This window comes from Enterobacter cloacae complex sp. P24RS, from assembly GCF_014982165.1.
GTDB lineage: Bacteria > Pseudomonadota > Gammaproteobacteria > Enterobacterales > Enterobacteriaceae > Enterobacter > Enterobacter quasihormaechei.
On record NZ_JADCKU010000003.1, the window covers coordinates 206,136 to 224,938 of the forward strand.

Annotated in this window: 13 protein-coding genes; 6 read left to right on the top strand and 7 right to left on the bottom strand. The window is 57.6% G+C overall.

Annotated elements, in window-relative coordinates:
• Nucleotides 1-15: 15 nt before the first annotated feature.
• A complete protein-coding gene (locus INF58_RS03595) occupies nucleotides 16-1,830 on the bottom strand; it encodes a DUF2264 domain-containing protein (protein ID WP_193527019.1) in 1,815 nt (604 codons plus the stop codon).
• 166 nt (nucleotides 1,831-1,996) lie between these two features.
• Here INF58_RS03595 and INF58_RS03600 point away from each other — a divergent pair, with 166 nt between their 5' ends.
• Complete coding sequence (locus INF58_RS03600; protein WP_193527021.1) at nucleotides 1,997-2,836, top strand: AraC family transcriptional regulator; 840 nt, start codon at nucleotides 1,997-1,999, stop codon at nucleotides 2,834-2,836.
• A 52-nt stretch (nucleotides 2,837-2,888) separates the two neighbouring features.
• Here the strand turns inward: INF58_RS03600 and INF58_RS03605 are convergent, their stop codons facing one another.
• The 5 genes from INF58_RS03605 to INF58_RS03625 are packed head-to-tail and all read right to left on the bottom strand — an operon-like array spanning nucleotide 2,889 to nucleotide 7,550.
• Complete coding sequence (locus INF58_RS03605; RefSeq protein WP_063451166.1) at nucleotides 2,889-3,764, bottom strand: MurR/RpiR family transcriptional regulator; 876 nt, start codon at nucleotides 3,762-3,764, stop codon at nucleotides 2,889-2,891.
• On the bottom strand, nucleotides 3,761-4,711 hold the full coding sequence (locus INF58_RS03610; protein ID WP_193527022.1) for an iron-siderophore ABC transporter substrate-binding protein: 951 nt from the start codon (nucleotides 4,709-4,711) through the stop codon (nucleotides 3,761-3,763). Before INF58_RS03610 ends, INF58_RS03605 begins: the two co-directional genes overlap by 4 nt.
• A 9-nt stretch (nucleotides 4,712-4,720) precedes the next feature.
• Nucleotides 4,721-5,761, bottom strand: a complete 1,041-nt coding sequence (locus INF58_RS03615) for an iron ABC transporter permease (RefSeq protein ID WP_193527024.1) — start codon at nucleotides 5,759-5,761, stop codon at nucleotides 4,721-4,723.
• Nucleotides 5,758-6,741, bottom strand: coding sequence for an iron ABC transporter permease (locus tag INF58_RS03620; RefSeq protein ID WP_193527026.1), 984 nt, complete (start codon nucleotides 6,739-6,741; stop codon nucleotides 5,758-5,760). The genes INF58_RS03615 and INF58_RS03620 overlap by 4 nt, the downstream gene beginning before the upstream one ends.
• Entirely contained in the window at nucleotides 6,738-7,550 is an 813-nt protein-coding gene (locus INF58_RS03625; RefSeq protein WP_063451162.1) for an ABC transporter ATP-binding protein, read from the bottom strand. The genes INF58_RS03620 and INF58_RS03625 overlap by 4 nt, the downstream gene beginning before the upstream one ends.
• A 376-nt stretch (nucleotides 7,551-7,926) precedes the next feature.
• Between INF58_RS03625 and INF58_RS03630 the strand changes: the two genes are divergently transcribed.
• The 5 genes from INF58_RS03630 (at nucleotide 7,927) to INF58_RS03650 (ending at nucleotide 16,834) form a co-directional block, all read left to right on the top strand.
• The gene (locus INF58_RS03630; protein ID WP_063867730.1) at nucleotides 7,927-10,056 is read left to right on the top strand and encodes a TonB-dependent siderophore receptor; all 2,130 of its coding nucleotides are present in this window, start codon (nucleotides 7,927-7,929) and stop codon (nucleotides 10,054-10,056) included.
• A gap of 265 nt (nucleotides 10,057-10,321) precedes the next feature.
• Entirely contained in the window at nucleotides 10,322-10,957 is a 636-nt protein-coding gene (locus tag INF58_RS03635; protein ID WP_063867728.1) for a response regulator transcription factor, read from the top strand.
• Entirely contained in the window at nucleotides 10,944-14,096 is a 3,153-nt protein-coding gene (locus tag INF58_RS03640; protein ID WP_193527028.1) for a transporter substrate-binding domain-containing protein, read from the top strand. The genes INF58_RS03635 and INF58_RS03640 overlap by 14 nt, the downstream gene beginning before the upstream one ends.
• Before the next feature lie 126 nt (nucleotides 14,097-14,222).
• Nucleotides 14,223-14,657: a DUF1090 domain-containing protein gene (locus tag INF58_RS03645; protein WP_063451158.1), complete on the top strand. Its 435-nt coding sequence runs from the start codon at nucleotides 14,223-14,225 to the stop codon at nucleotides 14,655-14,657.
• A 41-nt stretch (nucleotides 14,658-14,698) separates the two neighbouring features.
• On the top strand, nucleotides 14,699-16,834 hold the full coding sequence (locus INF58_RS03650; protein WP_227415000.1) for a fimbria/pilus outer membrane usher protein: 2,136 nt from the start codon (nucleotides 14,699-14,701) through the stop codon (nucleotides 16,832-16,834).
• A gap of 69 nt (nucleotides 16,835-16,903) precedes the next feature.
• Here the strand turns inward: INF58_RS03650 and parE are convergent, their stop codons facing one another.
• Nucleotides 16,904-18,796, bottom strand: coding sequence for a DNA topoisomerase IV subunit B (parE, locus tag INF58_RS03655; protein WP_063451156.1), 1,893 nt, complete (start codon nucleotides 18,794-18,796; stop codon nucleotides 16,904-16,906).
• Between the last annotated feature and the right edge of the window lie 7 nt (nucleotides 18,797-18,803).

Below are 18,803 nucleotides of genomic sequence, written 5' to 3' on the forward strand. Positions count from 1 at the left end.
TGTAGGGCCAGATTTTTATAATGTGAACGACAGCTTACGTTCGCTTCCGGGTTCGTGGATCACAACCTGGTGATGGGTAATGTTCAGCTGCGGTACCGCCGCAGCTATCGGTTTTTCGCAGGCCAGGACGGCGCAGCAGAGCCAGCTCTCCCCCGGCGGGAGTTCGGTTTGCAATAGCGGAATGGAGGCACACCCGGCAAACATCACGCTGCTGTTGGGCGGGGTGACGACGCTGGCCGGCGTGCGGGTGATTTCGGGCGAGAGATCGACAATCGCGCTGCTGCCGTTTTCTGCCGTCAGGTAACTTCCCCGCTCGCGCAGCTGGTGGTCCGTTTTCAGCACCGCAAAGCCGCCCTCGACGGTTTGCAGGGTACGTGCGCTGTTGATGCGGTGCAGGCGCAGGTGCCACTCCCCGAACGGGATCTGCCAGGTCTCTATGTGCACGTCGCGCCACGGCGACCAGCGCGAAAAAATGTAGTTTTCCTCCACCCGAACCTCGTCGCATTCCCGACGGCCGCGGAAATAGTCGTCTCCGTCCGCCAGCAGCAGCATGGAATCGCAGGCCGCATGCTTCAGGCCAAAACGCCCGCGCTCAATGGTGAAGCCGAAGCGGCTGGAGTAGGCAAATTTGGTGTATTTCGCTTCGGTGTTGACGTAGTTGTTCAGCTCCAGCTGGCCGGCGGTGAGCATGACGGCATGCTGCGAATCTTTCGAATGCATCAGGATCTGCTGCGCGTGCGGGATCACGCGCGTCTCAGCCAGCGCGGGCAGCGGCTGCTCGTCGGCCTGCCAGAACGGATGCGTCTCCGGCAGCGCCAGAATCAGGTAGGTTTTCAGCGCCCAGTACGGTGAACCGGGGGAGTTGTAGTCCTCGCACATCGCCAGGTTCGGGCAGGCAAAGCCGAGGGTGAGAATGCCGTCGCGGTCGGTAATCGGCTGCTGCTGCCACCAGCGCAGATGCCGCAGCACGATGCCCTTCACGATGCCTGGCGTGAACACGTCCAGCCCGGAAAAGGCCACCGCGCTCCAGAAGGCGACCATCGCAAAGCGGTAGGTCAGGCTGCGGCCAAACGGAACCGAGGCGCCGTCGGCGGCGGACCAGTAGATAAAGTCTTCCGCGAAGAGGCGCGAGCGCTCTCGCAGTACCTCCGACCTTGCCTCGTCACCGCTCAGGGTGGCGTAAATCAGGCCGTAGAAGTGGAAGGCCATGGAGATGTAGTAGTCTTTCGGGCGGCCCGGGCCATCGGAATACCAGCCGTCGCCGAGGTAGTAGGCGTCCATCAGCGTAAAGCGACGGTCAATGGCGGCCTGGTCGTACGGCAGTCCGGCGCGCTTAAAGCCGAGCTGAACCATAATGGCAAAATAGTTCCAGTTGCTGTCCGGCATCTGCGCGTCGGTGATTTGGTTGAGCCACGCGTGCAGGTTCATCACCTCGCGTCCGGTAAAGCGCGCGGTGAGCGTCTCCCCCAGCAGAGCAAGTCCCAGACCGTAGGCCGCCATCTCCACCAGACGCTGATCGTACGGGCCGGTTTCGCCCCAGTAGCCTGTGCTTTGCGGGTCGGTACCGATCTTGATGGCGGTAAGGTACTTCTCGCTGAACGGCGTGCTTTCGCCGGACGCCATCAGCGGAAACAGCCCCCACAGCGCGCGGGAAAGGCCCTCCATCTGCGCAATATCCGTTGTGTAATGGGCGCAGGTATCGCCCAGCGAGAACCGTGAACGGTTTGCCGGAAATTGCGTGTCCAGCGCTTGTAAAAGCTCATTCAACGACGCCACCACATCCTGGCGTGAAGACAACGGATTTGATTTTTCTTTGTTTGCCGCCCACATCGGTTCGCCCTCGTAATCAACTGCGGCAAAGCATAGTGAATCCGCAAGGGGCAGAAATGTTAGCCGTGTCACAGGCATGAACGATGAATAAACCTCCAGTTGAGAAAATTTAAAAAGGTGGTTTATAAAGACGATCAGACGGGAAAAAGTTGAGTTTTATTGCACTATGCGCGACACGCCGACATCCGACCTTCTGGAACTGATCGCCCTGAACGATACCGTGGCCTCGTTCAGCCGCTTGTTTGCCAATACCGTGCGCTACCATCACTGGCATCAGTGTCTGGAGATCCTCTACGTGGAAGAGGGCTTTGGCGTAGCGATCGTCGATAATCGTCACTACACCATGCGCCCCGGAAGGCTGTTTTTCTTCCCGCCTTTTACGCTGCATAAGGTGATGGTGGACGAACAGGCAGAGGCGATTTACCGCCGCACCATCATTCACCTCGACCAGCACGCGGTGCTGAAGATCCTGCGGGATTTTCCCCAGAGCCGGCAGCGGCTGGAGCGGCTGTCACGCCGCGGGGGCGAAGCGTGGGTCGCCGATTTAGCCCACTGCAATCACTATATCGACCATCTGTTTGGCTGCTACAAACCGCCGATGAACAGCGAGAGCATCGCCAGCCTGCTGATCGGGCTGTTTGCGATGCTTCCCGCCGATCGCGACGGTGAGCCGGGCAACAGCCAGGGGATCGCCAGCCGGGTAATGTTCTGGCTCGACGAGCATTACCAGGAGAAATTTCGCCTGGACGCGCTGGCCAATGAGCTGGGGAAATCCCGCAGCTACGTATCGCGAAAATTCCATGCGGAAACGGGCGAAAAAATTCATGACTATCTGAATACGCTAAGGTTGCGTAAGGCGTGTGAGTGTTTACTCCACACTGATTCAAGCGTGCGTGACATTGCCGCACAGACGGGTTTTTCCGACGTGACGTGGTTTATCAGCGCGTTTAAAAAAGGGATTGGCGAGACGCCGTTGCAGTACCGAAAAAACCATCGTGCGGTGTGATCGAGGGGACTGCTCACGGCTTATCATCCAGCCCACAGGGAGAAAGTGTAAATCAACCGCTCTTCTTGCCCGGCTTTAACCCTCGGTGAAATTCGTTGATGCGCTTCATAGACCTGATGGTGCGCTGCGGCTCGGTGGAGGCGACGGACAAAATAATCATCTCCAGACACAGCAGCACCGTGCCGTGCAGCGGGATTTTGCCCTTCTCGCCTCCGCGCGGGACGTGGATCACCACGCTGGCCTCTTTGCTAAAGCGTGAGTCAGTGGCGTTGGTCAGCAATATGGTGGGAATACCCAGGCGCTTCGCTTCACGCAGCGTCGTCAGCCCTTCCCGGTGCGCGGATTTTTGCGCCATCATCACCAGCACATCACCGCGCTGTAAGGCTATCAGCTGTTCGGCGAGGCCGATACCGGTGCGGTTGAGTGGGATCGCAGGCAGGCCGATGCGGCTAAACAGGCGGGAGGTGTACTCGGCCAGGATGCCGGATGCGCCAATACCAAAAATTGCGACCTGTCTCGCCTGCGCCAGCAGCGACACGGCCTGCGCCATCGCGTAACGGTTACCCGGTTCGGACAACACATTACAGGTATGCTGATGCCCTTCCAGCACAAAATCGATGCTCGCATTGACGTCACTGGTCAGCGTATTCACCGTGGTGGACATCTTCTCGCTGGAGGTGACCACCGGACCAAACCACTGCTCAAGCGTCTGCTTGAGATCCCGTAGCCCGCCAAACCCCAGCGCCTGAATGGCTCGCACCACGGTGGCGTCCGAGGTTTTTAGCACTGCGGCGATCTCCATGGCCGTCTGTTCCATAACGGCTTCACGGTTTTCATTGATATAGCGCGCCACCTGGAGCAGGCGCGGTGTCAGCTGGTGCGCCCGCGAGCGAAAGCGGTCGCCGTAGACATCAATTTTTCGAATCATCGTGCGGCCTCCGGCAGCGGACGACCCGCTATCTGCGACTGCACCTGCGCGACCATCAGCCCTAGCGAGGCGAACGAATTTGAGATCGCTTCCTCGCGGGAGATCAGCACGTAATGCCCGGTCCGGCAGGCGTTAAGGAACTGGCACCAGCCCGGCATCACCGCGTCCATCGCCGCCAGCTCGTCCTGCGGTTTACCGCCGGTATCACCGCGCCAGGTGGCAAAAACGAAATCAGCATCCAGCTCCGGCAGGCGCTCGGCGCTGACGTCGATGCGCCCGCCCTCCGGGATGCTCTCAATCAACGGCGGAAAGGTAAATCCCGCATCGCGCAGTACGCGACCGAGTGAATGGTAGCTGTGCATGGCGTTAATCTTTCCCTGGTTAGCCTGAATCACCGAGACGGTGATTTTGCGGGTATCGACGGTCGCCTTCAGGGCCTTGATTTGCTCCTGGTAGCGACGCTCCAGAATCTTCAGCTTCGCCTGCGTGCCGGTCAGCTGTGCCAGCTTGCGGTAGATTTCCGGCGCGCCGCCGTCTAGGTGATCGATACTCACCGTCGGGGCAATTTTTTCCAGCTGTTCCACCGGCGTGTTGCGGGTTGGCTCAGTGACGATCAGGTCCGGCTTCGCGGCGGCGATGGCTTCGATATCGATATCCGCGGTGCCGATGAATGTGATGTCGGCATTATCAAAATCGATGCCCGTCAGCATACCGCTGGAACGCAGAAAATGGCTGCCGTCCGGTCGGGTACGGCCATGGCTGGCAACCGGCGGTACGCCAAGCTCGATCAGCGGAATGGTAATATCCAGGTCGTGCAGGGAAACAATTCGCTTCGGCTTAACCGGCACCACCACTTTGCGGTTCAGGTCATCAGTAAACGTCTGCGTTGTCTCTGCGGCTCCGACAGCAAAGCCCACCAGCAGCAGCATTGAGAAAAGTACGCGCATCACACACTCCTAAAATCGGTCCCGACGCTGCCAGAGCAGCAGCAGGAAAAATGGTCCGCCAATCAGTGAAATGACAATGCCCGCCGGCAGCTGCAACGGGAGGAATGCCAGCCGCCCGACGTTATCCGCCAGCAGCACCAGCAGCGCGCCCAGCACGGCGCTTCCCTTCAGCAATGCGGTTTGCCCGCCGCGCAGCAGCAGGCGCGCCATATGCGGCGCAATCAGCCCGACAAAACCTATACTCCCCACGCAGGAGACGCAGGCCGCCGTCAGCACCACGGGCGCAAACACGCGCAGCAGCGCGAGACGTGAGGTGCGCACGCCGAGCCCCGTTGCGGCCTGGTTGCCGAGCAAGGCCACGTCCGCGGCGCGCCCGGTAAAAAGCAGCAGGGCAAACGCGGGCAGCGCCCAGGCCGCAGCCATGCCGAGCAAGGTCCAGTTAGCGGCATGCAGGCTTCCGGCCAGCCACAGCATCGCGGTCTGCACGTCGCGCACGTCGGCAGTGGTCATAAAGACGCCCATCGCGGCGGCAAACGTCCACGACACGCCTATGCCGATCAGGATGAATCGCGGACGCGAGATATCGCGGGACAGCGCCACCACCAGCAGCGCGGTGAGTAGCCCACCCGCCATGCCGACCAGCGGACGCCACGCCAGCCCCACTGCCGGAAACTGAAAGATCAGCAGCAGCACCGCCGCGCTACAGCCCTCTTTCACGCCGATGAGTCCGGGATCGGCGAGCCCGTTACGGGTGATGGACTGCATGGCTGCCCCCGCCATGCCAAGCATCGCCCCGCACAGCACCGCCATCAGCAGACGCGGCAGGCGGATATCCATCACAATGTAATGCGCATCCGCCGTCAGACGTTCAGGGTAAAACAGCGCTCGTCCGATGGCGGAAGCAGGAATGGGCAGCGAGCCGTGCGTCAGGCCAAAACTCAGCAGCAGTAAAGCGGCAAGGGTTAAAACGGTCAGATACCACAGCGCCCTCGGGCGAACCAGCGCCGAGAGGGGCCCGAGACGTAACGCACGCAGTCCGGCCCGGTTCATTTGAACATCCTCGAGGCCATGAAGATAAAGATCGGTGCGCCGACCATGGCGGTCATGACGCCCGTTGCCAGCTCATAGGGCGTAAACATCGTGCGGGCGGCGATATCCGCCAGCAGCAGAACCAGTGCCCCGCACAGAGCCGAAAGCGGAACCATCACTCGCAGATCCACCGAAACCAGACGACGCACGAGCTGCGGCACCACGAGCCCGATAAACCCGATCGGCCCGGCAATGGAAACGGCCGCGCCGCACAGCAGGGCAATGGCCAGCAGCGCGAACAGGCGGGTTTTTAAGAGCGACACGCCAAGCCCCTGCGCCATGCTGTCGCCCAGCGCCAGCATGTTCATTGCTGGCGACAGCCAGAGCGCCAGCGCAAAACCCACGGCCGCTACCCCAGCAGCGCTGCGGATAGCGTCTGCGTTTAGCCCCGCCAAATCTCCCGCCAGCCAGGTCCGCATGGCGAGCAGCGTCTGTTCATCCAGAATCAACACGGTGGCGGTAATCGACGAGGCAAACGCCGACATCGCCACGCCGCACAGCGTGACCTTCATCGGCGTGAGCCCGGTACGCCCGGAAGAGGAAAACATCAGCACCAGCAGAAACAGCACTGCGGCGCCTGCGCAGGCAATCAGCGGCCGCCCAAACGGCAGTGAAAGCCCGAGGGCGCTGGTCAGCACAACCGCCAGCGCTGCCCCGGCATTTAGCCCCAGGATGTGCGGTTCACCGAGCGGATTGCGGATCGCCGACTGCAACAGCACGCCCGCGACGCCGAGCGCGGCGCCCGTCACCATGGCGGCGCACAGGCGTATCAAGCGCAGCCTGACGATCACGTTATGGTCAAAATTGCGCGGATCGAAGTGGAAAAATGCCTCCACCACCGTTCGCGGAGCGATAACGCGCGCGCCAATGCCCAGCTGGGCAATCGCACCTGCCCCCAGCAGCAACGTGAACAGGATGAAAGCCAGAGACGTGCGCATCATGATTTGTCGGCCGCCTGGCGAAACGGCATAAAAAAGGGTTTACCGGTCAGCGGATTAACAGACATATGCACATCAACATCAAACACCGATTTAATGAGCGCCGGCGTACAGGTGTCGCCTTCGTGCAATACGCCCTCGACTTTCCCCTGACGTAAAAAGACCAGCGAATCACCGTAGTTTACGGCGAAGTTGAGATCGTGCAGTACCACTACCACCGTGCGTCCGTGCCGGCGCGTGAGCGTATGCAGCAGTTCGAGGATTTCTACCTGATAGCGAAGATCGAGGTAAGTGGTCGGCTCATCAAGCAGGATATACGGCGTTTGCTGTGCCAGCGCCATCGCGATCCAGCAGCGCTGGCGCTGGCCGCCGGACAGGCTTTCCACGGGCAAATCGGCAAACGCCGCCGTGCCCGTCAAACATAACGCCTCTTCCACGGCCCGCTCATCTTCCTCGCTCCACTGGCGCATAAGGTTCTGCCAGGGAAAACGCCCGCGCGAGACCAGCTCAAATACGGTTAACCCTTCCGGCAGCAGCGGAGACTGCGGCAGGATGCCAAGCTGCCGGGCAACCGCTTTGGTGGGCTGCGCGTGGATGGCTTTGCCGTCGAGCACCGCGCTGCCGCCAAGCGGCTGGAGCAGACGCGCGATGGTGCTCAGCAGCGTGGATTTTCCACAGCCGTTCGCCCCCACCAGAACGGTTATTTTCTGCTGGGGGATCGTGAGGGAGATATCATCAACGATGATTTTTTTCTGGTAACCCGCCGAAAGGTTCTTCAGAACCAGACCCGAGGTTGTCGTGTTGTGAGCCACGTGAATGCCAACGTAAAAAATAAATAAAAATAAAACTCATTCTCTTTTAAGAAGTTTGCCGCTGCGCCGTGTAGTAGTCAAGCCATGTAAAGCCCTAAAAAAAGCAGGGATGAATGCATAACACAACACAGTCATTAAGAAGTATTTTTTGTTTTAATTCATAAAGTTAAACATCTGACATCGCGTTAAATAGCCGCGATAACTCGCTGTAGTCGATTTTTTCTTTTTTTCATTTACTACTACATTTGCACATGTTTGAATGATTCTCAATTACAAGTTCGATGCCATTCAGGCTAACGAACAGACCGTAAGGGCAATGACTCACACATTTCTCCGCGAGCCTTCACTCGCCGGATTTTTCGGGATAACAGATTTAATGGCTAAATTCACACCTTCATTCTCTGGGATAAAAGGGCGCGCGCTCTTTTCACTGGTGTTTATGGCTCCCCTGGTACATGCAGCGGCAAAAGACGGCGACACCCTGACCGTTACCGCCGATCCGAATGCTACCCTTGACGCTACCAGCGGCTACCAGCCCCTGAACACCTCCACCGCCACGCTAACCAACATGCCGATGCTGGACATCCCGCAGGTGGTGAACACGGTTAGCGACAAAGTGCTGGAAGATCAACACGCGACGACGCTCGACGAGGCGCTGTATAACGTCAGCAACGTGGTGCAGACCAACACCCTGGGCGGCACGCAGGATGCCTTTGTGCGCCGCGGTTTTGGCGCCAACCGCGACGGGTCGATCATGACCAACGGCCTGCGTACCGTGCTGCCACGCAGCTTTAACGCGTCAACCGAGCGCGTGGAAGTGCTGAAAGGTCCAGCCTCAACGCTGTACGGGATCCTCGACCCCGGCGGGCTGATTAACGTGGTGACCAAACGCCCGGAAACCCACTTTGGCGGCTCGCTATCAGCCACCTCCTCGAGCTTTGGTGGCGGCACCGGGCAGTTCGATGTCACTGGCCCGGTTGAAGGCACGCGCCTGGCGTATCGCCTGACGGGTGAATATCAGGATGAAGATTACTGGCGCAATTTTGGCACCGAGCGCAGCACCTTTATCGCCCCGTCGCTGACCTGGTTCGGCGATGATGCCACCGTGACGGTGCTCTATTCGCATCGCGACTATAAGACGCCGTTCGATCGCGGGACAATTTTCGATCTCAACACTAAGCAGCCGGTAAACGTGGATCGCAAAACGCGCTTTGACGAGCCGTTTAACGTTACTGACGGGCAGTCCGATCTCGCTCAGCTCAACGCGGAATATCGCCTCAACGGCCAGTGGACCGCGAAGTTCGACTACAGCTTTAGTCAGGACAAATACAGCGATAACCAGGCGCGCGTGATGGCCTACGATTCAAAAACCGGCAACCTGACTCGCCGCGTGGATGCCACGCAGGGATCGACCCAGCGGATGCACACCACCCGCGCGGATCTTCAGGGGAACGTGGATATCGCAGGCTTCTACAATGAGATCCTGACCGGCATCTCGTATGAGAATTACGACCTGCTGCGCACGGATATGATCCGCTGCAAGAACGTTAAAGGTTTCAATATTTACAACCCGACGTATGGCGATATTGGCAAGTGCACCACCGTTTCAGCCTCCGACAGCGACCAGACCATCAGGCAGGAGAGCTACTCCGCCTATGCGCAGGACGCGCTGTACCTGACCGATAAATGGATTGCCGTTGCTGGTCTGCGCTACCAGTATTACACCCAGTACGCGGGCAAAGGCCGTCCGTTTAACGTGAACACCGACAGCCGCGACGACCAGTGGACGCCGAAGCTGGGCCTGGTTTACAAGCTCACGCCTGCGGTCTCTTTATTTGCCAACTATTCCCAGACGTTCATGCCGCAATCATCAATTGCGAGCTACATCGGCAACCTGCCGCCAGAGACGTCAAATGCCTATGAAATCGGCGCTAAGTTCGACCTGTTTGACGGAATTACGGCTAATATTGCTCTGTTTGATATTCACAAGCGCAACGTGCTGTATACCGAGAGCGTGGGTGACGAAACCGTGGCTAAAACCGCAGGCCGCGTGCGCTCGCAGGGCGTGGAGGTGGATCTCGCCGGATCGCTTACGGAGAACACCAACATTATCGCGAGCTATGGCTATACCGACGCGAAAGTGCTGGAAGATCCGGACTACGCGGGCAAACCGCTGCCGAACGTGCCTCGCCATACCGGCTCCCTGTTCCTGACGTACGATATTCACAATGCGTTTGCCGGGAATACGCTGACAATTGGCGGCGGCGGGCACGGCGTGAGCCGTCGTTCAGCAACCAACGGTGCGGATTATTATCTGCCGGGTTATTTCGTGGCGGATGCATTTGCGGCGTACAAAATAAAGCTGCAATATCCGGTGACGCTACAGGTGAACGTGAAGAACCTGTTTGATAAGACCTACTACACGTCGTCGATTGCGACCAACAACCTGGGCAATCAGATTGGCGACCCGCGTGAAGTGCAGTTTACGGTGAAGATGGCGTTTTAATAAGAACGGCCCGGTGGCGATACCCTCTACCGGGCCTGGACTTTTAACAGGAAAAATCTTAATTGCCCCAATAGCGAACAACCTCCGCATTTCATTTAATTCTTTATTCGGAATAAGCCGCGCTGAAATAGTAAAAGCTTCCTTAATCCTGGCTCCAAATTCTTAAATCCAGCCTTTTACTATATCGTTCTTATGCGCTGTTGATTACTATATTGCCCCTCAGGTAGAAGGAGTCAGTGAAGCCACCAAAAGGACAAGCGGTAGTATGATTTCAATTTTGCTTGCAGACGATCATCCAGCAATTTGCTTTGCTTTAAAGGTACTGCTGGAGAAGCACGGAGATATGGTCGTCAGTACCTCTACAGGTGAAAAACTGCTGTCCCAGCTGCATCAGCAGCGTCCGGACTTATTAATTCTGGATCTCGAACTTAAGCACGCCGATGGCCTCGACCTGTTGCCCCGAATTAAACAACACTTCCCGGAACTTAAAATCCTGATCTTTACCAGCCAGTCAGCAGGATTATATGCGCTGAGAACGCTTCAGGCCGGGGCGCAGGGCTTTATCAATAAAAATATGCCGCTGGAAAACGTTGAGCCACTGTGCCGGCTTATTATGACGGGCTATCAATGTTTTCCCGAAGGAACGCTGTTCAAAGCCGCCAGCGTCAATGAAAAAAGCGATGCGCCTGAATCACTCTCAAGCCGCTTCTCGGATCGTGAAATGGCCGTTCTCAATTACCTGAAACAGGGCAAGAGTAACAAAGAGATTGCCGATCTCCTGATGCTCAGCAATAAAACCATTAGCACCTATAAAACACGGATGCTGCAAAAATGTGGCTGCGACGATCTCAATCAGCTCATTTCGCTGATCTTCAGAGAGTCTGATAATGAGAATACTTAGCGGACTGCTGCTGTTGCTCGTCGCGTTTATGGCTCAAGGTGCGACGGCGCAAGAACCCCTTAAGCTTCTCTCCCGCAGCATGGAGACGATTGCCGACCCGGGGCTGAGCGCAAGCGAATGGCGCTGGCTGCGTGAACACCGCAAGATCCGCCTGGCCGTCTGGCTGCCGATGTCGCCGCCCTATGACATTACCACCGGCCTGAATGATTACGGTGGCATCAATGCCGATTTCATCGGTCTGGCGGCGGATAACCTGGGCGTCGAAATAGAGGTGATTCGCTACCCAAACTATCAGGCTGCACTGGAAGCGTTACGCGCAGGGGAAGCCGATTTCATCGCGCAGGCCAGCGATAACCAGCATCAACAGGGGCTGATACTGAGCCACCCTTACAGCCCAAATTCTGCCGTTGAAGTGGTCAATAACGAAGCCACACAGGATGATGCGGTCAGAAAGATTGCCATCGCGCCGGGCTACGATCCTCAACGCGTCCTGGAGCGCTACCCGAACGCGGAGATCGTCCCCTTCTATTCACCACGCCACGCGCTGGAAGCACTCGCGTTTCGAAAAATCGACCTTTTCTTTTGCGATGGCGTCACCGCTCGCTATCTGGTGAACCAGTCCAACATCAGCAACTTACTTATTCGCCCTCTCGACACCCCCTTCCCCGTGTCAGGATTTTCCTTTGCGGCAATGCCAAAGATGCGCATCTGGATCACGGTGTTGAATAACTTTCTGGCCGCGTTACCGGAAAGTGCGAGCGTAGAGATACACCGTCGGTGGAATGGCGGCATCCCGCTTTCACTCAGCGAGCAGAAACCGGTCTTTACGTCGCTGGAGAACAAATGGATTGATGAGCACAAACGTATACGGGTGGCAGTGGCCGAGGATAACCCACCGATTGCCTTTTTTGATAAAGGCGGCAAGATGCGTGGCATTATTGCCGATGTACTGACCGCATTACAGCTTCGCACCGGGTTTACCTTTGTTATCCAGCGTTTTCCTACCCAAAGGGCGGCCCTGGCGTCGGTAAAAGCGGGAAAATCGGATTTGGTTGCAGGCGTGACGCAGGGGGATATCTGGCGCACCGATTTACTGACCACCCGCACCTGGCTCTATAACTCCTGGGTGATGGTCGGACAAGCGCACTCGGTTCCTGGCGCGGTGAGTTCCGGCGTACTCAGCCTGGACGGGCAGTCGCCCGAAGAGTGGTTACGTAAGCAGAGCGGGGGCCAAACGGAAAAGGTCGACACCTGGCGACAGGGGCTTAACCGCATTGTTCACAGTAACGACAAAATGATGGCCATGCCGCTGATCGTCGCCAATACGCTCCTGGCGAATAAAGAGTATGCCGCGCTCCGTATTCTGGGAAGCATCGACATCGACCCAATGCGATTCTCGTTCGGGGCGTCCCGCCAGTCCTGGCCTTTAATCACCATTCTCAATAAAGCGCTCATTAATATTCCGCCGGAGGATCTCCATGCCCTGACCCGTGGCGGAAATGCGGGTAACAGCTTCACGTCGACAGGACCAAAACAGGTCGCGCTGAGCACGGTAGTGAGCGTCGGACTGGCAATCGCATTTTTTCTCTGCCTCGCCGCCGCGTGGGGTTATCGTCGCCATCTGCACTATCAGCAGCGCATGCTGAAAATCATTTCGGCCCAGCGACAATCCAGGAAACTTGCGCACCGCGCCAGCCGTGCGAAGAGCGTGTTTCTGACAACCATGAGCCACGAGATACGCACACCGATCGGCGCCATCATGGGGATGCTGGAGCTCGTGATGAAACGCCCTGGTGATACCCAGCAAAACCGCCAGTCCGTGCAGGTGGCGTGGGATGCCGCCCAGGCCCTGCTGGATTTGATCGGCAACATACTCGATGTGTCGCGTATCGAATCTGGCCGCCTGGTGCTTCGCCCCGAGCGTTCCTCGCTGCGCAAGCTGATTGAGGAGCCCGCCATGTTGTTCGAAGGCATGGCGGCGCAAAAAGGGCTGGCCTTCGTACTGGAACGTGATGCCGAACTACGGGAGGACGTATTGGTCGATCGCAGCCGTTTCAGGCAGATTCTGGTTAACATCGTCGGAAACGCGATCAAATTCACCGAACGCGGACAGATAACGCTGAGCGTGCAGCTCGATGGACGCGACGAGGGCTATCTGCTGTTGCGTATCACGGTCGTCGATACCGGGGTAGGTATCGACGAGGCCACCCAACAGCGGTTGTTCCAGCCCTTCGCTCAGGGAAACACCCCTAACGTTGCACAGGGGAGCGGGCTGGGCCTTTATATCTGCCGCACGTTAACAATGATGATGGGCGGCAGTTTAGCGATCCACAGCGAGCCTGGACAGGGAACGACGGTCACAGTCTCCCTTAAGCTGCCGATAATGGCAGAACGCCAGGATGTTCCTGATATACAGCCCGCGCCCCCGCTTTCTCGCCCCTCCCTGCGCGTTTTGATTGTCGATGATAATCCCGTCGGCAGAATGGTACTCAGCCAGCAGCTAAGCTGGCTCGGTCACCGCGCGATCGACGCCGACAGCTCAGCCTCTGCGCTGGAAGCACTACAGCATGCGCAACCGGATGCGGTGATCACCGATTGCAATATGCCTGGCATGAGTGGGTTTGAGCTGGCTCAGATAATTCATACGAACTACCCCGATATTGTGGTCTTTGGCGCGACCGCTGACGCACGGGAAGTTGTCCGGGAGAGAGCAAGAGAAGCCGGTATGCGCCACTGTCTGTTTAAGCCGATCACCCTCACTATGCTTGCGGAACTGCTGGCCCCCCTGAAGGGATCTGCCCCGATTGCCGAAAGCCCGCAAGGGTCAATAGCGTGCAACCTGCCGCCCGAATTGCTGGAAGGGGATAACCTGCCCCTGTTCCTTTCGCTCCAGATTTCGGTCATTGATGAATCCCTTGCCCACCTGCGCGCCTGGCTCGTGACGCCGGATACCGCTCTGCGTGAGACGCTGCACAAACTGCGCGGCGGGCTGGCGTTACTGGGCGTGCCCGCGTTGATAGCCCGCTGTGAAGCCCAGGAAGCCAACCCGGACCGCGACGGCATCCACCAACTGTTAGCTGAACTTGAGCAGCTACGCGCCGCGTTACAGCGTTGGTACGATTCAGGACGACAACCTTAATCCACGTCCTACATGCGTTGAGGACGCGTCTGCATCGTTTTGGCTATCCGCGTTGCAGTACTCTTTTGTTCACAGGAGATTGCCGGAGCATCCGTTCAGGCAATACATCAACAAAGGAGAAAGACTATGAAGAAATTAGTTTCCGTTCTGTCTGTCGTTGCAGCTGTTGGTATGTTCGCAACAGCATCAGCACATGCCGCTGAAAGCTGTGCTGCTAAAAGCGCTGCGCTGGAAAAAGAGATCAAAATTGCCCAGCAGTACGGCAATATCTACAAAGTGAATGGCCTGAAAAAAGCTCTGGCAGAAGTCAAAGCCCACTGTACTAATGCAAGCGTTCTGGCTGATGCCCAGAAAGACGTGCGTAAGCTGGAGAAAAAACTGGCTGAAAAACGTGGCGACGTTGCTGAAGTTCAGGCCGATCTGGCAGAAGCTAAAGCGAAGGGTGATGCTAAGAAGATCGCCAAGTACCAGAGAAAACTGGCAGAAAAACAGGCCGATCTGCGTGAAATTCAGCAGGAGCTGAATCAGGCTCGTGCTGAGCTGGCTGCCCTCAATAAATAAGCCATAACGAGCTTAATCGTGGGCAGCAAAAGCTGCCCACGATGTTAACGCAGATGCAGATCCACCATGCAATTCGAGTGATGGTGCTGTTACTGACAGCAAACGCTGCGTCTGCAAATGAAAAGACATGGGTTATTCTTAATAACGACTATAAAGGCTCAATCTTTCTTGATTTTCACTCCGGTAAACCCTGCCTGACGCGTCCTCTCCTTGAAGAGTGGGGCGTAAAATCCTCCGTGCTTGACAGGCTTCACTGGGACACCAGGGCATGTCTGAGCGCCGACTCGGCGAACGCCTTCGACCTCCAGTCCTGGTATCGTCCGGATGCCAGCCTGCTCACGCTTTTATTTCCCCAGGAGGCGTTTAATCCGCAGCAAAACGGGGTCAGTACCAGCCGCTGGGATGATGGAATTAATGCCCTGTTTGTTAACTACCGGCTGGACGTCAATAACCAACGTGCACAGTACCGTTGGGATACGCCGGGCACCGATGCAACGCTCGTGCTGGAAAACGGCCTCAACGTCGGACCATGGCGCATGCGCTACCAGAATACATTCTGGCGAGAGGCGGACCGCCAGCACGGCTCTTACAGCAATTCAGCCTCTGTCTGGCGCAGTATCACGTCTATGCGCTCCCGGCTTAACCTTGGCGACGGTTACACCTCATCGAACCTGTTCGACAGTATGTCCTATCGGGGGATTTCCCTGGCCAGCGATGAGGCGATGTTCCCGGATAGCTGGCGGCCCTATTCGCCGCTGATTAACGGCTATGCGCGCAGCGAAGCAGAAGTCACGCTTCGCCAGAACGGCGAGCGCGTCTATCGCATTCACGTCCCACCGGGGCCCTTCGTTATCCGTGATTTTTATCCACCAGATTTACAGGGCAACCTTGAGCTGACGATTCAGGAGAGCGACGGGAGCGAGCGTACCCGGTCCATTCCGTACTCGATCATGCCCAATCTGGTGCAGTATAAAATGTTCAGTTACGAGCTGGTCGCCGGGCGTTATAAACCCTTTCACGGCGTGGAGCTGGATAAAGATCGTTTCTGGCAGAGCACGCTCTCCTGGGGCGTCGCCCCGCGCGCTACCGTTTTTGGTGGCATACAGCAGGGCGAGAATTACTTCAGCCATGTTGTGGGTTTGGGCGGCAATATGGGCAAATGGGGAGCGTTGTCTGCGGATGTACGTAACGCCCGTTACCGCCAGCAGGGCAAAGCGCTGAGCGGCAGCGTCGGGCGAATGCGTTATGCCAAAACATTTTTTCAAACCGAAACCAGCCTTAACGCCCAGCTTCAGTGGTACCCGCGCGGTAGCCAGTATCGTTCGCTTGAGGAGCGGTTAAACCGCGCCTCGGTGCTGGCCTGGGGTTTCGATGATGACACCACTCAGCGCGCCCTTGACGGCCAGATTGAGCTGACGCAAAACTTCGATGAAAACTCGAGTCTGAGCCTCTCGTGGCGCTGGCTGAAATCACGCGCTCGCGAGGCGGGCAGTAACAGCCTCACCCTGAGCCTTGACGCCAGCTGGGAGGACGTCGATTTTTCGCTTTATGGCGGCTATGACCGCTACGGCGACTCTGCCCCTGAATCAACGCTGGGGTTTAACATCAGCATCCCCTTCAGCATTGGAAGCCATTTTACCAATGTGGGACTGGTTTCTGACCTCGCCAGCCGAAACAAGAATACCCATGGAATCAACGTCAATGGCTCGCTGCTGGAGGATTATAGCCTGCGTTATGACGTGACGGCGGAGCATAGCGAACACGGGAACGATGCCCTGAAAAGCAGTATCGGCTATCAGTACAACAGCGGGGAGCTGAACGTCAGTATGACCCGCAGCGGCACGCAACGTGATTATCATGGAGACGTCAGCGGCAGCGTGCTGTTATATCAGGAGGGGGTTGTCCTGGGCCAGACGCTGGGAAGCACTGCGGCACTGGTTCAGGTACCAGGTTCGGCGAAGATTGGATTTTATAACCAGTTCGGTTCGACCACCAACGCAGAGGGCGATCTGCTGGTGAGTTACCTCACCCCCTGGCGAGTAAACCGCATCACGGTTGACAGCCTCAGCCTGCCTGAAGGGACCGATATGGATGTGAATGAGCTGGAGACCGTCCCCACCGACGGCGCAATTGTTAATCTGCGTTTTTTGAAACCGGAAAAAACAGCGTTTCGCTGACGGGATTATGGCGCAATGCCCTGGAATCCGGCGATCCCTCAGCCGCCTGGGAGGCTGAGGGCCAGTGCATCAGGCTTCAATATCCGCCATATCGCCTTTCTCCTGTAGCCAGTTACGTCGGTCTTCAGAACGTTTCTTGGCCAGCAGCATGTCCATCACGGCGTTGGTTTGCTGTTCGTCTTCATCGCTGATGGTCAGCTGCACCAGACGGCGAGTGTTCGGATCCAGCGTGGTTTCACGCAGCTGCATCGGGTTCATCTCACCCAGCCCCTTAAAGCGCTGCACGTTCGGTTTGCCCTTCTTGCGTTTGAGCTGCTCCAGCACGCCCGCTTTCTCTTCTTCCGTCAGCGCATAGTAAACTTCTTTGCCGAGGTCGATACGGTACAGCGGCGGCAGCGCCACGTGGACGTGACCGTTTTTCACCAGCGTGCGGAAGTGCTTCACGAACAGCGCACAGAGCAGCGTGGCGATGTGCAGCCCATCGGAGTCCGCATCCGCGAGAATGCAGATCTTGCCGTAGCGCAACTGGCTCAGATCGTCGCTGTCCGGATCGATGCCGATCGCCACGGAGATGTCGTGCACTTCCTGCGAGGCCAGCACTTCATCGGACGAGACTTCCCAGGTGTTCAGGATCTTACCCTTGAGCGGCATGATCGCCTGATATTCACGATCGCGCGCCTGCTTGGCCGATCCGCCCGCCGAGTCCCCTTCCACGAGGAACAGCTCGGTGCGGTTGAGATCCTGCGCGGTACAGTCCGCCAGCTTGCCCGGCAGCGCGGGGCCGCTGGTCAGCTTTTTACGCACCACTTTCTTCGCCGCGCGCAGACGACGCTGGGCGCTGGAGATGGCCATTTCAGCCAGCATCTCAGCAGCCTGAACGTTCTGGTTCAGCCACAGGGTAAACGCATCTTTCACCACGCCGGAAACGAACGCCGCGCACTGGCGCGACGACAGACGCTCTTTAGTCTGACCGGCAAACTGCGGATCCTGCATCTTCACGGAAAGCACGTAGGCGCAGCGGTCCCAGATATCTTCTGCGGAAAGCTTCACGCCGCGCGGCAGAATGTTGCGGTATTCGCAGAACTCGCGCATCGCATCCAGCAGGCCCTGACGCAGGCCGTTAACGTGCGTACCGCCGAGCATGGTTGGGATCAGGTTGACGTAGCTTTCGGTCAGCAGCTCGCCGCCTTCCGGCAGCCACAGCAGCGCCCAGTCCACCGCCTCGGTGTCGCCTTCGAAATTACCGACGAACGGTTTTTCTGGCAGGGTCGGCAGGCCGTTAACCGCTTCGCTCAGGTAGTCGTTGAGACCCTTTTCGTAGCGCCAGCTCTGCTCGGTGTTGTTAACGTGATCCTTAAAGGTAATTTCCACGCCGGGACACAGCACCGCTTTGGCTTTTAGCAGGTGCGACAGGCGAGAAACGGAAAAGCGTGGGCTGTCGAAGAAGCTTTCGTCAGGCCAGAAGTGGACGCTGGTGCCGGTGTTGCGCTTACCGCACGTCCCGACGACCTGCAAATCCTGTACCTTTTCGCCGTTTTCAAACGCGATGTTATAGACCTGACCGTCACGACGGACGTTCACTTCCACGCGCTTCGACAGGGCGTTAACCACGGAGATCCCCACGCCGTGCAAACCGCCGGAGAACTGGTAGTTTTTGTTGGAGAACTTACCGCCCGCGTGCAGACGACAGAGAATCAGCTCAACGGCAGGGACGCCCTCTTCCGGGTGAATATCCACCGGCATGCCGCGGCCGTCGTCGATGACTTCCAGCGACTGATCGGCGTGCAGGATAACGTCCACGCGTTTGGCATGGCCTGCCAGCGCTTCGTCCACACTGTTATCAATTACTTCCTGGCCCAGGTGGTTTGGGCGCGTCGTATCGGTGTACATCCCCGGGCGGCGGCGAACCGGCTCAAGCCCGGTGAGTACCTCAATGGCATCAGCGTTATAGGTTTGCGTCATGATTTAA

What these genes read in the sequence shown, in the direction of transcription:
- INF58_RS03595 (WP_193527019.1), bottom strand. Translation starts at nt 1,830, where the DNA reads ATGTGGGCGGCAAACAAAGAAAAATCAAATCCGTTGTCTTCACGCCAG.
- INF58_RS03600 (WP_193527021.1), top strand. Translation starts at nt 1,997, where the DNA reads ATGCGCGACACGCCGACATCCGACCTTCTGGAACTGATCGCCCTGAAC.
- INF58_RS03605 (WP_063451166.1), bottom strand. Translation starts at nt 3,764, where the DNA reads ATGATTCGAAAAATTGATGTCTACGGCGACCGCTTTCGCTCGCGGGCG.
- INF58_RS03610 (WP_193527022.1), bottom strand. Translation starts at nt 4,711, where the DNA reads ATGCGCGTACTTTTCTCAATGCTGCTGCTGGTGGGCTTTGCTGTCGGA.
- INF58_RS03615 (WP_193527024.1), bottom strand. Translation starts at nt 5,761, where the DNA reads ATGAACCGGGCCGGACTGCGTGCGTTACGTCTCGGGCCCCTCTCGGCG.
- INF58_RS03620 (WP_193527026.1), bottom strand. Translation starts at nt 6,741, where the DNA reads ATGATGCGCACGTCTCTGGCTTTCATCCTGTTCACGTTGCTGCTGGGG.
- INF58_RS03630 (WP_063867730.1), top strand. Translation starts at nt 7,927, where the DNA reads ATGGCTAAATTCACACCTTCATTCTCTGGGATAAAAGGGCGCGCGCTC.
- INF58_RS03635 (WP_063867728.1), top strand. Translation starts at nt 10,322, where the DNA reads ATGATTTCAATTTTGCTTGCAGACGATCATCCAGCAATTTGCTTTGCT.
- INF58_RS03640 (WP_193527028.1), top strand. Translation starts at nt 10,944, where the DNA reads ATGAGAATACTTAGCGGACTGCTGCTGTTGCTCGTCGCGTTTATGGCT.
- INF58_RS03645 (WP_063451158.1), top strand. Translation starts at nt 14,223, where the DNA reads ATGAAGAAATTAGTTTCCGTTCTGTCTGTCGTTGCAGCTGTTGGTATG.
- INF58_RS03650 (WP_227415000.1), top strand. Translation starts at nt 14,699, where the DNA reads ATGTTAACGCAGATGCAGATCCACCATGCAATTCGAGTGATGGTGCTG.
- parE (WP_063451156.1), bottom strand. Translation starts at nt 18,796, where the DNA reads ATGACGCAAACCTATAACGCTGATGCCATTGAGGTACTCACCGGGCTT.